11 protein-coding genes are annotated in these 13,294 nt (G+C 68.7%); 8 read left to right on the top strand and 3 right to left on the bottom strand.

The window, feature by feature from the left end; all coding sequences use genetic code 11:
* Nucleotides 1-84: 84 nt before the first annotated feature.
* The 5 genes from cas7e to ACH4D3_RS19035 all read left to right on the top strand — a co-directional run bounded on the left by cas7e (nucleotide 85) and on the right by ACH4D3_RS19035 (nucleotide 5,084).
* A complete protein-coding gene (cas7e, locus tag ACH4D3_RS19015) occupies nucleotides 85-1,248 on the top strand; it encodes a type I-E CRISPR-associated protein Cas7/Cse4/CasC (RefSeq protein ID WP_398323412.1) in 1,164 nt (387 codons plus the stop codon).
* Nucleotides 1,245-2,054, top strand: coding sequence for a type I-E CRISPR-associated protein Cas5/CasD (gene cas5e, locus ACH4D3_RS19020; RefSeq protein ID WP_398323414.1), 810 nt, complete (start codon nucleotides 1,245-1,247; stop codon nucleotides 2,052-2,054). The genes cas7e and cas5e overlap by 4 nt, the downstream gene beginning before the upstream one ends.
* Nucleotides 2,051-2,695, top strand: coding sequence for a type I-E CRISPR-associated protein Cas6/Cse3/CasE (cas6e, locus tag ACH4D3_RS19025; RefSeq protein WP_398323416.1), 645 nt, complete (start codon nucleotides 2,051-2,053; stop codon nucleotides 2,693-2,695). Before cas5e ends, cas6e begins: the two co-directional genes overlap by 4 nt.
* Nucleotides 2,696-2,718: 23 nt before the next feature.
* Nucleotides 2,719-4,278: a Mu transposase C-terminal domain-containing protein gene (locus ACH4D3_RS19030; RefSeq protein ID WP_398323418.1), complete on the top strand. Its 1,560-nt coding sequence runs from the start codon at nucleotides 2,719-2,721 to the stop codon at nucleotides 4,276-4,278.
* 83 nt (nucleotides 4,279-4,361) lie between these two features.
* Nucleotides 4,362-5,084: an AAA family ATPase gene (locus ACH4D3_RS19035; RefSeq protein ID WP_398323420.1), complete on the top strand. Its 723-nt coding sequence runs from the start codon at nucleotides 4,362-4,364 to the stop codon at nucleotides 5,082-5,084.
* Between the two features lie 779 nt (nucleotides 5,085-5,863).
* Here the strand turns inward: ACH4D3_RS19035 and ACH4D3_RS19040 are convergent.
* Nucleotides 5,864-6,514 carry a GNAT family N-acetyltransferase gene (locus tag ACH4D3_RS19040; RefSeq protein ID WP_398323422.1) on the bottom strand — a complete coding sequence of 217 codons (651 nt, stop codon included), beginning with the start codon at nucleotides 6,512-6,514 and terminating at the stop codon, nucleotides 5,864-5,866.
* A gap of 702 nt (nucleotides 6,515-7,216) precedes the next feature.
* On the opposite strand from ACH4D3_RS19040, the gene ACH4D3_RS19045 reads away from it, so the two are divergent.
* The 3 genes from ACH4D3_RS19045 to ACH4D3_RS19055 all read left to right on the top strand — a co-directional run bounded on the left by ACH4D3_RS19045 (nucleotide 7,217) and on the right by ACH4D3_RS19055 (nucleotide 11,114).
* Nucleotides 7,217-7,855: a hypothetical protein gene (locus ACH4D3_RS19045; protein ID WP_398323424.1), complete on the top strand. Its 639-nt coding sequence runs from the start codon at nucleotides 7,217-7,219 to the stop codon at nucleotides 7,853-7,855.
* A gap of 270 nt (nucleotides 7,856-8,125) precedes the next feature.
* Nucleotides 8,126-10,333: a hypothetical protein gene (locus tag ACH4D3_RS19050; RefSeq protein WP_398323425.1), complete on the top strand. Its 2,208-nt coding sequence runs from the start codon at nucleotides 8,126-8,128 to the stop codon at nucleotides 10,331-10,333.
* Nucleotides 10,326-11,114, top strand: coding sequence for a hypothetical protein (locus ACH4D3_RS19055; RefSeq protein ID WP_398323427.1), 789 nt, complete (start codon nucleotides 10,326-10,328; stop codon nucleotides 11,112-11,114). Before ACH4D3_RS19050 ends, ACH4D3_RS19055 begins: the two co-directional genes overlap by 8 nt.
* Nucleotides 11,115-11,171: 57 nt before the next feature.
* Here ACH4D3_RS19055 and ACH4D3_RS19060 read toward each other — a convergent pair whose 3' ends face one another.
* Complete coding sequence (locus ACH4D3_RS19060) at nucleotides 11,172-12,398, bottom strand: hypothetical protein (protein WP_398323429.1); 1,227 nt, start codon at nucleotides 12,396-12,398, stop codon at nucleotides 11,172-11,174.
* Nucleotides 12,399-13,057: 659 nt separating this feature from the next.
* Nucleotides 13,058-13,294 (bottom strand): hypothetical protein, encoded by a 237-nt coding sequence (locus ACH4D3_RS19065; protein ID WP_365981100.1) that lies wholly within the window; start codon nucleotides 13,292-13,294, stop codon nucleotides 13,058-13,060.

Below are 13,294 nucleotides of genomic sequence, written 5' to 3' on the forward strand. Positions count from 1 at the left end.
CTCGTCCCTCCTGTTCCGGCAGCCCCCGTCCCATGGGCTGCACCAGCGGCATACCCGCCGCCCCACCGCGAAAGAGCCCCCTTCATGCACACCCCCGCACGCTTCCTCGACCTGCACATCCTGCAGCCCGTGACCGCGGCGAACCTGAACCGCGACTCCGACGGCGACCCCAAGACCATCCTCTTCGGGAACACGACCCGAGCCTTCGTCTCCCCTCAGGCGTGGAAGCGGCCCATCCGCCTCAACGTCGAGCAGGACCTGGGCGAGCACGCCGCCCGCACCCGCATGGTGCCACCCCTCGTCGCCCGGAAACTGCAGGAAGCCCAGTGGCCCGAGGACCTCGCCGCGTTCGCCGCGGCCCAGATCGTCCACTCGGCCAAGGACAAGGGCCTGCAGCACAACGACCAGGAGGGCTATCGCACCCAGGCCATGCTCTACCTCCCCAAGGACGTCGTCGACGACCTCGTCGCCCTGTGCGAAAAGCACCGCACCGACCTTGAAGAAGCACTCGCCGCCCACACCCCTAAGAAGCAGATCGCACCGGTCCTGCCCGCCAAAGACCTCGCCGCGCACCTGACCCGCCGCACCGCGAGCATCAACCTGTTCGGACGGATGCTCGCCGAAATCCCTGCCGGTCACGTCGAAGCGGCCGTGCAGATGGCCCCCGCCTTCTCCGTGCACCAAAGTGACCCGCAGCCCGACTTCTTCACCGCAGTGGAAGACCTGCCCCAGGACGGGGACTCCGGCAGCGCCCACCTTCAGACCGCGTTCCTGACCACCAGCCTCTTCTACCGTTTCGCCACCGTCAACATCACCGACCTCCACCGCAATCTCGGCCCCGGCGCCACCGTCGGCACGGTCAAGGATCTCGTCGAGCTCTTCGTCCAGCACTTCATCCTCAGCATGCCCAGCGGCAAGAAGACCGCCACCGCACCGCACACCGTCCCGGATCTCGTCCACTACGCCGTCCGCGACCGCCGCTCCGTCTCCTACGGCGCTGCCTTCGAACAGCCCGTCACCGCCCCCGCCCACGGCGGCTACACCGCCCCCGCCCGCCAGGCGCTCGCCGACTACGCCGCCACCATGAGCCGCCTGCTCGGCACCCGTCACCTCGTCGCCCACGGACACACCGGCACCCAGGCCAAGCCCGTCAAGGACCTTGGCTCACGGCACACGTCCTTCGACGACCTCGCCGCCGCCTGCGCCGCCGCCGCGACCGCCGACCTCACCGGCGCGGGCCGGCCGTGACCGGCCTCGTCCTGCGCCTGGCGGGCCTGCTGCAGTCCTCCGGCGAACGCGGCGTCTTCCACTACCGCGACACCTGCGCCTTCCCCACCCGCTCCTCACTCATCGGCATGTTCGCCGCCGCCCAGGGCCGCCCCCGCGAGCACGCCCTCGACCCCTATCTCCACCTGAAGGCACCTGGTGACACCACCGCCCCGAGCCACCGCGATCTGACCCTCACCCTCCGCATCGACCAGCCGGGCACCCGCTACCGCGACTTCCACACCGTCGGCGGCGGCCGCCCCCGCGAGCAGGGCCTTCACACCGGCGAAGGCGCCCGGCGAAAGGTGGCCGCCGCCACTCTCGTCTCCCACCGCGACTACCTCACCGACGCCGTCTTCACTGTCGCCGTCACCGGGCCCGCCCTCCTCATCGGCCACATCGCCGAAACCCTGGAGCGGCCTCGCTTCGGACTGTTCCTCGGCCGACGCGCCTGCCTGCCCGACGAACCCCTCGTCCTCAACCCGGACAGCCCCGACCCCGTCGAGGAACTGCTCACCCGTGTCCCCCTGACCCGCAGCCGGCCGCCCGGCCCCGCCGGCACTGACCTGCCCACCACCTTTGTCTGGGAACACCCGCCCCCCGGAGTCGACCCCGCCACACCGCCCGACCGGGAGAGCACCAGCGAACCCGTCAACCTCACCCGCCACGCCCGGCGCCACCTGCCACGCCCCCTGTGGATGACCACCGAAGCCCTGCCCGCCCACCTGTACGCAGGCCCCCGCCCTCTCGACGCCCTCACCACGTACATGCACGGAGCACCCGCGTGACCAGCCTCTCCCGCCTCATCCTCGACCCCCGCCATCCAGCGGTCAGAGCGGACCTCGCCGACGTCGACAGCCTCCACAAGACCCTGATGCGTCTGGTCCCCGACCACGCCGGTCCCACCCCACGGGCCAGGGCCGGCCTCCTGTTCCGCACCGAACCCGGACCCGATCCCGTCCTCCTCGTCCAGACTGCCAACCCGCCCGACCTCACCGCCCTGCCCACCCACTACGGCACCGGCCGCACCCTCGACCTCACCCCGCTGCTGAACTTCCTCACTCCCGGCCGCACGGTCCGCTACCGCATCACCGCCGCCCCCACCGTCGCCCGCTCCGCAGGCAACCCCACCCCCCACCCCGTTACCGGGAAACGCCGCGGCAAGATCACCCACCTCACCGGCGACGAGGCCCTCGCCTGGTGGCAGCGCCGCGCCACCGCCGCAGGCCTCGAACCCGTCACCATCACCTCCGTCCCACGCCCCTTTCCCCGCACCCGCGTGACGCGCTCGGCCCCCTACTTCACGCTCACCCAGTTCGACGGCCTCGCCCGCATCACCGACACCACCCCCCTCACCGACGCACTGAAGAACGGCATCGGCCGGGCCAAAAGCTACGGAGCCGGCCTCCTCTCCCTCGCCCCCGCCTGACCCTCGACGAGAAAGCACACCCCGTGCCCCACCCGCCCGACCACGACGCCCTGCGCGCGGCCGCCATCCACCGCCTCTACACCCTCGAGCAGTCGGAGCGACTCACCCGCGCCCGGATCGCCGGCGTCGCCGACGCTTTCGGTGTCGATCCCCGCACCGTCGACCGCTGGCTCGCCAACGCCCGAGCCAACAACGGCACCTACCGGCCCCCCAGCCGCACCAGCTTCGTCCTCACCCCGCACATGCTCGACGCCGTAGCCCGCTGGCGCGGCAACGCCACCGCCGCCTGGAAGGAACTACGCGCCGAAGACCACCCCGTCCCGTCCTTGGCCACCTTCCACCGCGCCACCAACAAAGCCCTCACCCCCGGCATGCGGGCCGGCCTCCGCGCCGGTGAGAACGCCCGCCGACGCTTCGACGTGGCCGGTGAACGCGAACGCCTCCACCGCAACCACGCCTGGGAAACCGACCACGTCGAAGCCAGCGTCAAAGTCCGCATCGAAGGCCACATCCGCAAACCCTGGATCACCTTCTTCGTCGACTGCGCCACCTCGGCCATCTGCGGCCTCGCCATCAGCCCGCAACGCCCCAGCCGCGAAGGCGTCCTCGTCGCCATCCGCGACGCCATCCTCATCGACGAACACCACGGCCCGTTCGGCGGCGTCCCCACCTACCTGCGTGTCGACGGCGGCAAAGAGTTCCTGTGCGCCACGGTCACCGAAGCACTCGGCGTCCTGGGAACCGAAATCATCGCCCTGCCGCCCTTCACCCCCGAAGGCAAAGGCAACGTCGAAGCAGTCAACGGAGCCATCAAGAAGACCCTGTTCGCCGGCATGCCCGGCTACACCCACGCCCCCACCCTCCGCGGCGGCAAACCCGTCGACCCCGACCAGCCCCTGCTCCACTTCGAAGCGTTCGTCGACCACGTCCTCACCTGGGTCCACCACTGGAACCACGAGAACACCCCCAAAAGCCTGGACGGCCGGACTCCCCGCCAAGCCTGGGACACCGACCCCGCACTCATCGACACCGTCAGGGCCGAAGACCTCCACACCTACACCCTCGAACGCCACGGCAAACCCCTGACCATCAACAACAGCGGCGTCCGCTGGCGCAAGCGCAACTACATCGCCGACTGGATGCACGGCCGCGTCGGAGAGAAAGTCGACCTGCGCTACCTCCCCCACCACGACCACCGCGTCGAGCTCTACGACCCCCACACCGGCCGCCACCTCGGCCCCGCCACCATGGCCCAACAAGCCACCCAAGAACAGGCCCTCAGCCTCAAACAAGCCCGCCGCCGCGAAGCCGACCGCCTGCGCGCCCAACTGAAGAAGGCCGAGAAGAACCGCAACGAACGCTACGCAGCCGCAACCCGCCCCGCACCACCCGTCCCCCTGGACACGATGCCTGAAGAAGAAGCCCTTGAGCATCTGCGCACCCTCGACGGCTTCACCCCGGCCACAGAAGCCCTGCCCGACCTCATCAAACTGCCCGAACCCGACGCCGCACTGACCCGGCCACTCGACCCCCGCACCACACCGCCATCCACCCTGCCCACACCACCCGAGGACCAGCCGTGAGTGCCCCCGCCACCTCGCCCCGCCCCAGCCAGCTCCCCCCACCCAGCCAGGACCACTACCTGGGCCTCACCGGAGCCAACGCCATGGCCACCAAAGCCGTAGCCGAAACCGAAACCCGCATCCTCAAAGCCATCAAGCACAACGCCCTGGTCTGCATCCACGGACACGTCGGACTCGGCAAGACCTTCGCCGTCCACACCGTCCTACGACGCCACGCCCCCGAAACCACCGTCCGCCTGCGCTACAACAACGGCGCCAACATGAACGAAATCCGCACCCAACTATGGCGCCGCCTCGACCTGCCCGGACCACCCCCGCAATCCGTCGGCCCCTGCGACCAGCAGATCCACGACGCACTCGAAGCAGAACCACGCGTCCTGCTCATCGACGAAGTACAAGGCCTCGGAACCAAAGCACTGGAATACTTCCGCACCCTGTGGGGCGACGACGCACGCCGCGCCCCCATCATCCTCGTCGGCAGCGGCAACGCCCGGCAGAAGATCCTCAACAACCCCGCCCTGCACTCCCGCATCCTCGACTGGTACCAGTTCAGCCCCCTCACCCCCACCGAAGTCCAGGCAGTCATCCCCGCCTACCAGCGCATCTGGGCCGACGCACAGCCCGAACTGATCCTGTACACCGACGACATGGCCGGCCACGGATCATTCAGGAACTGGGCACGAATCACCCTCCTCCTCCACGACGCCCTCGAGGAGAATCCCGGCCTCAGCCTCAGCAAAGACCTCATCCGCTGGGTACTCAGCCGCATCGATCCCACCACTCGCCACACTCCGCAACGCGGGTGACCGCACCGGCTCTCGGCCGCCACTGGCCGCCGTACCGCCCGAGCCGTGCCGAGCGCAATTCACCTATGCCGATCCACGAACCGCCACACATGTACGGGAAGTACATGTCCTGCCTCCCCGCAGAGCGTCAGAGGAGCCCGGCTGAGGCCAGGGGCGCTGGGCGCATGCGGTCGACCTCGTCGTAGATCCGGGCGCGCAGCTGCGCTCACTCCTCGGTGAGCTGCAGACTTCCGTAGCGCGTCTCGTAGAGGGCCGGGCGTTGTGCGGGATGTGCGGTCCGCTTGGACACGACCATGCCAGCGCGAGGACGACGTCTGGCTGACGGAAACGGCCACCCCGCCACGTACAGCAGGGGAGTAATGCAGAACCCGCCAACCGATGTGGAGGACAGCGCCCCAGGCCGGGTAGGGGAGCTTTCGTTCCGGGCGGTGTCGGCGTCGGTGACGATCATGTGCTGCTCACGAACGGCACGGGGCTTCTTCTGGGTGGCGTAGCGTCGGCATGCCACTGCATCCGACGCGCTGTCCGACTCGTGTACCACCGCAGCTCGTGCCGAATCCGCTCTCCTGGGTCGAGGTCGTGCAGCAGGGCGGCCGCGAGGACTTCGCCGCTCACCAGGCCGGGGATCTGCCGTTGCTGGGACACGGCGGCTTCCAACGTGGGTATGGTCTCCGCGCCCTCGTCCACCCTGGTCCTGGTTGACGCTGCCCTCGGCGTGGCCGGGCTCGACTTCAGCTGTCCCAGGGAACAGTGCGGGGCGTGTCGAAGCAGCCCCGGCGTCAGGTGTCGCGCTCCAGGAGGATCAGGGGGGTGCCGGCTCTGGCTGTGCGGCGCAGGGCTGTGCCGGGCTGCAGTGCTTTCGCAGCGAGTTGGTAGCCATCGGATCCGTCGTCGCAGGAGGTGAGCCCGTGGCGGGTGGCGAAGACGAGGGGTTCGTTCTGTGCTGCGATGGTGTATCCGCGTCTGCGGTACCAGCGCATGATGGGGAAGGCCCCGACGCGGATCTTGGCGAGGGCCAGGTGGGTTCCGTTGGCGCGCGCGGTGTTCTCGGCCTCCTGGAGCAGGACGGTCCCGACGCCCTGGGTGCGGTGGGATTCTGCGACGGCGAGGAGTTCGATCTCGACGAGGGAGTGGATCAGGCTGTTGCGGTGGGGCGACGGTTGTTGCTGAAGCCACCGGATCGGGGGCGTGGCGTACAGCATTCCTGAAACGGCCTCGCCGGTCCGGGCGACCCAGCACTGTCCCTGCCCGTACGGGAGCGGCACGCAGCCGCCGTGGTGGTCGATGGCTGCGGCCAGGGGAGAAAGGGGACTGTCCGCCGGCAGGGGGCTGTCCTGGAGGGCGAGTGCGCCCAGGGCTGCTGCCGCTTGCCCCTCTCCTCGGGCTGCGAGAGCAACTGCGGCGCGGCGGGTGCGGGCCTGGTCGGTCATGGGGGCACCTTATGACGGGGCGCGGCGCGGCCGTGTTCGACTGCTGGTTCATGCAAGTGCCGCGAGGACGGGAGCGGTGGCCCGCTTTGGAGCTTCTCCTGGCTGACCGTGGCCGCGCCTCGTGCCCCTCGCATCGATTGGACCCAAGGACCGACCAGGCGGGCGGCAGAAGCCGCCCGGCTGTCAGGCCGCAGACCGACGGCCCCACCAGACATCTGGCGGACCAAAGACGTCGGCAGAACTCTCACACGCCGATTCACCTGTGACGTGCCGTGCCTGACGGTGTGCAAGTTATCTATTGGGACTGACATTCTCAGTGGGTAATGGCTGGAATCTTCAGAGTGGTGGAGTCGGTGCGCCTGCCACACTCTGTCCGTGAATCCCACGGTGGCCATGCGCCTGCTTCTTTCTCCGATCACCTGTGCGAAAGTAGTACGCTTGATGCGAAAATCCGGGTGGTCCCTGTCCTTCGACGTGGCATGGCGGACCGCTCGAATCGCCTCCCATCCCGACGAGCTGGTCTACCGCGAGGCCGGCCACCGTACGCACCTGGCATCGGACACGACGTCAGCTCATGTGTCACCGCCCCCTCGCGAACCACAGTAACCACTTCATAATCACCGTTCGCACGAACTCGAAGAGTGTTCGAATAGGGCCTCGGGGCTGCAGGGAAGTGGCCTATTTAGGAGTCCCTTTCGCGCCATGGGTGCTGGAAGCGGTGCGGGCGCCACCGTCTCGGAGGTAAGAAGAGCACGCGTATTCCAGTTCTTGGTCGTCGCTTTCCGGGGGGAAGTCATGAATGACGCCGCAGACCTCTCTCTTATCGCCAGCAGTGCACTGCCGGCGGCCTTCACCTTCCTGTTCCAGCGGCTGCAGACGGCCCTGGAACGCCGTCGCTCAGCGCGGACAGAGCAGCCGGAACACGCCCCGGACGTTCCCGCGGAACTGGTCGGCAGTCTCCAACTGCCGCTGACGGTCGACGAGGACGAACTCGCCGACCACGCCCCGGTGCTGGAGGCCCTGGCACTCGGACTGCGACGCTACGACCGCGAACCCCACCTGGTCACCGCACACGATGCCGACCTGATGCAGGCGCTCGGAAAGGTGCGTGAAGGACTGGAGCGCGTTTACGGCCAGCGGTTCACCTTCCAGGGGGAGACGCGACAGAGCAGCGGCCCCCTCAGTGTCCAGCACTACGACACCGTGACCGGCGAGGTGATCGGCATGGAAGCAGGGCAGGCGATCCTCGGTGCCGCCACGAGCACGATCAGGGCCGGAAGTGTCGAAGCCGGGGGCAGGGTCGTCGGGATGAAAGCCCCGATCATCGACGGCCGCAGCTGACGGACTGCCCTTGCTCGCCTCCCCTCTGCCCTCTCTCGAGGAGGAACCCAGCGCATGACCCAGCCCGTCTTCGACAAATCACCTGCAGGGCCCGCCGAGGACCTACCGCAGTCCGTGGACGAGAAGGACGCACGACAGCCACCGACGCCGGATTCCGGCACCTTCAGCACACGGGTACCCTCACCGTCTCCCGCCCCGGACCCGGCCGCCGCCACTCACCCCATGGCGTACCCGGCACACACCACGGCGGAATTTTCGAAAGTCAGTCCGGTGCGTACAGAGGACACCGGCAGTACCCCCGGCGCCGGCGAGGGAGACGACGCGAGCGGAGAGGAGCCGACGAGGGGCACACAGCCAGCCACCCCCGGTGAGCCGACGGCCGTCACCCTTCCCGCCACCGCCGACGCCACCACACCCCCCAGCGCTGCGGACAGCTCCGACGAGGCGCCCGCCTCCCCAGGCGGGGCCTACGCTGACGTTCACGCCGACACCAACCACGGCACCATGATCGGACAGTTCTTCGAGGCAGTGGAACGCCTCAGCGGTGCCCCCCTGCCTCCTCAATGGGTGGACCGGGAACTCGCCGACTACGTACCGGTGAAGAACGAGGAGGAACTCGCCCGCCGGCTGCAGGACGACCGCGTCGTCGTACTCTTCGCAGATCACTTCGGCAGCGGCCGGTGGACGACCGCGCTGCGTCTGCTGACGACGCTTCCCAGCCAGCCCCGCACCCTGAGGCGGATCCGCCGTGAGCCCGGCGACGCCTTCAGCACCGAAGGCATCAGAGGCCACAAACGCACCGGCTGGATCCTGGACCTCCGAGATCCGGACGACAGCATCCCTGCCACCTGCGACTTCGGCCTCGAACTCCGCCACACCGCAGACCTGGACGCGGACGACTCCCATCTCGTCGTGCTTATCAGCACTCGTCTGTGGCATCAGATCGGACACGGAGCCGGCCACCTTGCACGCACCCCAACCCCTCCGGCCCAGACCACACTGTTCGCCACCCTCCTGCAGTCCGCCGGCATCGAGCACGCGAAGGACTTCGCCGCCGACCACCGCCTGACCGAACAACTGGCCAACCTGCGACCAGGACAGGTCAAAGAGCACGCCCAGACACTCATCCGCGCCGAACGCCACTACCGCAGCGCCACCGGCAGAGGAACCGACCCAGAAAGCCCAGGCTTCGAAGCGGTCGTCGCAGCCGCCGCCAACGCCACCTCCGGATGGATGGACGTGCTCGCCACCTGGCACTCCCACCCCCAGAGAACCAGCTACGACCGCAACTACCTGCTCCTGACCGCCGTCTACGGCGGAGAACCCATCGACAGCGTCCACACCAAGATCGCTTCTCTCTCACAGGCCTTCGACGAGAAGGAGCCGGCCGGAGCACGGCCCAAGGGCCAGCAGGGACCGGGCCTGATCCAGCTGGCACGGCAGATCGAGGCCGATCCGCTCCCCGACGGCCGTCTGCGCTTTCCCGGGCCAGGATTCGCCGAGGCCGTCGTCCGCTACTTCTGGCGTGACCGGCCCGAACTCATCACCCCATTCACCCGGTGGACAGCGAAACTCTGCCTTGACATCGGAAAGAAACAAGGCACGCAACTCGCCGAACGCATGATCCCCTGGGCGCTGCACGACCTCCAAGCCTCCCGCTCCACCAAACTGCTGCGCCAGGTGGCCGACGACTGGGCACAGGAAGACGCCCTGGCCCCCCATGCACACGACCTCATCGTCGCCGCCATACTCGACCCCCAGACTGCACAACTAGTCAAGAACGCTGCCGACCGCTGGACCGGTCAGCAGGACACCAGCCCACCGCTCCTGCGGACCCTCGCGCACGTCTTCCAAACCCTCACTCCCGCACAACCCGCACGCATGCTCCGCCGACTGGGCACCCTCGCCTCCTCCCAGAAACCAGGGGTCGCGGACGCCGTCGGTGACGCTCTCAACACCCTGTTCAGCAGCGAAAAGCTCCGCCCCCAGGTCCGTCAGACACTCGACTCCTGGTTCACCAGCACCGACCAGGCCCTGCAGCATGCCGCGGCCAGCGCCTTCGTACACCTCGCCGCACAACGCGACCCGGCCGGCCTCCCGGCCCTGCTGCATACATCGGATGCCGAAGCAGCCCCCTGGGTCGTCCGCGGCTGGAGAACCACGCTCGAGGCCGAAAAACCCAGCCCCGCCGCACACCACGCCTGCGCCGTCTGGCTCGACGCGGCCACGACACGACCGGACACCACGGAACGCATCCTCTCCACGCTGATCCGGTCCGTGCACGACGTCACCGGCCACGATCTGCGGGGCCAGCGCTACCTCAATCTCGTCCGCATGGCCGAACGATGGCTCATCCGGGACGACACCACCCGCCACCACGACCGCGAGCACATCCACACCATGCTCATGCACCGCACCAAGCAGGCAGACCCTCACCACAGCCAGCACGACAGAGAGGACGCCTCGACGGGTGACTAGGATCCGGCTCTGGCCGGGACGGCAGGGCACGCTGACAGCAACATTCACGGCTGCCAGCACTGAGGCTGATTTCCGCTTCGACGTGCACGCCGAAGGACGCTGGCAGGCCACGCGCCGAGGCCATCACGACCCCGCCGCATCCGCGACCTGCCATGTCATCGACGAAACGAAACGGCTGGCAGCCGAACACTCGGTCCTCGCCGCAGCAGAACTGCAGCATCGACTCAACGCACTCCTCGGCCGGCCAAGACAACTGCGCGAGACCACCGTGAACCTCAACTGGGCACACGTGCACGTCCACGTCGACCCAGAGACTCAGCACGTGGCTCACACCCGCCTTCGCCTGCGCGCCCGAGCACAAACGCAGTGGGAACTCAAGCAGGTGACGATGGCCCAAGCCGAAACCTACCGAGACCAGCTGCGCGAAGACCCCAACCTGCTCGTGGCGCAGCTCCTCCTCCACTCACCCCAAGCGGTCACCCAGCAAACCCTGGAAATACTCCCTCAGATCGCCAGGTCCGTAGCCGCCTACGCCCCCGGTGCCAGGTGGGTGCAGACAGCGCTCCTCCTCGACAAGTGGTTCGCGGACCTGCCGACCGACGCCAAGAGATTCATCATCGACCGCCTCAGTACCACCCTCACCGAATTCGGTGGCGAAGCCATCGCACAACAACTGAGAGATGCCCACGCCACGTCGGTACCGGCTGAACGCCCCACTCAAGGGGAGGGCTCAGACCGCAGCCCGGCCGGCCTCAACGGCTACGATCACCACAGCGGATGACGAACGAGACACGATGCTCCCGCCCTGCCAATCGGCCACCTATGTGCCACCGGGACGTCAGCGGCGCGCGGGCGAGGCCATGTGCGCTGGGCGCATGCGGTCGAGCTCGTCGTAGATCCGGGCGCGCAGCTGGGCCCGCGGCTCGGTGAGCTGCAGACGTCCATAGCGCGTCTCGTACCTGGCCAGGCGGGCCCGGATGTGCCGGTAGAGGTCGGGGTGGCGGCGGACAAGCTCGTTGTAGGCCTGATCCCCGGCCTTCTTCAGGAGTTGGTAGCTGGGGTCACGGCGCTCGGCCAGGGACATCCCGTCGTTGAGCGAGGTGATCAGCCGCACAGATTCCGAGCGGCGCTGCAGCAGGGCGGCGAACATGCGCCGCCGGTCGTGAAGCCGCCGAAGCTGTGCGTCGCTTCGCGGCCGACTGGTGAGGGCGAGGTCGTGCAGGTGCTTGGTGTGGGCGTTGTTAGCACGCGGGGCCATCTCCACCAAGGTCTCGGTGAGTTGGTCGCGCCACCGGTTGAGCAGCAGCGGGTGGCACAGTGCGTCATCGCGTGCGTCCTGTTGCGCGGCGTCGGCAACGATGCGCCGCCGGAAGGCCGGTCCGTCGAGCTCAAGCAGCTCGTGCACCGCGTCGTTGACGGGGGCGGCGAGCCATCCGTTGTCGATGCAGCGCGTGATCTTTTCCGGGATGGAGCGGATGTGGACGGTGGCCGAGGGCGCGAGTCCCTTGTCTGCCGCGAGGCGGCGTACGAGGGCCTCCTTCTCGTCCGGGAGGTAGCGGCCCAGCCACGCCCGGGCCAGGCGCCGGGAGTCGTCGGTGGGCGCGGGAAAGGGAAGGATCCCTGCGGCGGTGAGCTCCGCGATGCGCTGGTTCTTGAGGCGTCGCTCCGTATCGCGCAGCCGGTCCCGCACGGCCCGCTCCTGAGCGGCCAGGTCCTCGATCTCCTCGGGGCGGCCGCCGGACAGGACGCGGACCTCGCGCCAGAGCTGCCGGTCGTGCATCGCGTAGGTGAGGGCGTCGACACTCTGGTCGATGCGGTCGGGGCCGAAGAGCAACTCGTCCAGGCCGGTGCGCTGCAGGCCGCATGCGTGGGCGGTGACCACCTTGGCCAGGTCGAGGAAGCTTACATTCACCAGGTCCGCCAGCTCGTGCAGGGGGAGCCGCCACGGCTGCGGGTGCGGTGCACGGGTGGCTGTGAAGCCCGGACCGGAGAGCGGGGGAGCGGCCCGGTGGCGGACAGGCCGCTCATGCGGCTCGGCGAGGTCCAGAGCGAAGCGCATCTTCACATAGCGGATGGTGCGGCCGCGGTGCAGCACGGTTGTGGGGCGGTCCCACAGGGTCCGGCACGGGGCGCGCCTGGCAGCCCCGCAGGTTGGGCACGCGATCGTCGCGACCTCGCTGGAACGCAGATTCCACAGGGCCCGCCGCGTCGGGGAGGTGTCGAGTGCAGCGTCGGCCCGCGCGGAGTCGTCAAAGCTGGAGCACATGTGCCGGAGGCTGCCAGGCACAGCTCGCCTTCTGACCGGGCCACGCCGCGCAGGCGTCGTGCAGGCCCCGGAAGCCAGTCTTCGCGTTCCAATCGTGTACTCACGTTCGCATTGCTGCCGCACTATCGGGTGAACTCGTGCCGGGGAGTCTCCCTAACGGGCCCTGGAGCGCACCTTGACATGCATGCCGTTCGCGACCGGGCTGGGCCCCCCGCCCGTCCGCACGTCGGGGCCTCTGCTCGCCTGACTCGGGCGTCGCGGCGTCTTCGGTCTGGTGACTCGCACCGGGCCCCGAAGCAGTAGACAGGAACCCCGGCAACCCGGCCGTGCCAAGATCCCGTCAGGGCCAGCCAATCTGCCCACTACAGGTGCCATCGACGCAAGCCGCATCCCGGGCAGACGGGAGCCAACGGTCGGCGCGCCGGGACCTCCCATACCGGCCCCGAGGACGGAGCTGCTCAGCGGCGGTGTACTGCGCGGGCGGCGGCAAGTTCGGCCTGTACGCGCCGCACCCGACCCCTGGGGAAGACCTCCAGGCCCAGCCAGGTGCCCGCTTCCACGTCGTTGCCGGACACGAGCCACACCGGCACGCCGTCGATCAAGGCGCGCAAGCACATGTCGGAGGTGCCGCCGCCACCGGCATTAAAATGATCATGAAATGCGATCACGAGGCCCGGCCGCTCGTGCAGCAGCAT

This window comes from Streptomyces sp. NPDC018026, assembly GCF_044327745.1.
In the GTDB taxonomy this organism is placed as follows: Bacteria; Actinomycetota; Actinomycetes; order Streptomycetales; family Streptomycetaceae; genus Streptomyces; species Streptomyces rubrogriseus.

What these genes read in the sequence shown, in the direction of transcription:
- cas7e (WP_398323412.1), top strand. Translation starts at nt 85, where the DNA reads ATGCACACCCCCGCACGCTTCCTCGACCTGCACATCCTGCAGCCCGTG.
- ACH4D3_RS19035 (WP_398323420.1), top strand. Translation starts at nt 4,362, where the DNA reads ATGGCCACCAAAGCCGTAGCCGAAACCGAAACCCGCATCCTCAAAGCC.
- ACH4D3_RS19040 (WP_398323422.1), bottom strand. Translation starts at nt 6,514, where the DNA reads ATGACCGACCAGGCCCGCACCCGCCGCGCCGCAGTTGCTCTCGCAGCC.
- ACH4D3_RS19045 (WP_398323424.1), top strand. Translation starts at nt 7,217, where the DNA reads ATGGGTGCTGGAAGCGGTGCGGGCGCCACCGTCTCGGAGGTAAGAAGA.
- ACH4D3_RS19065 (WP_365981100.1), bottom strand. Translation starts at nt 13,294, where the DNA reads ATGCTGCTGCACGAGCGGCCGGGCCTCGTGATCGCATTTCATGATCAT.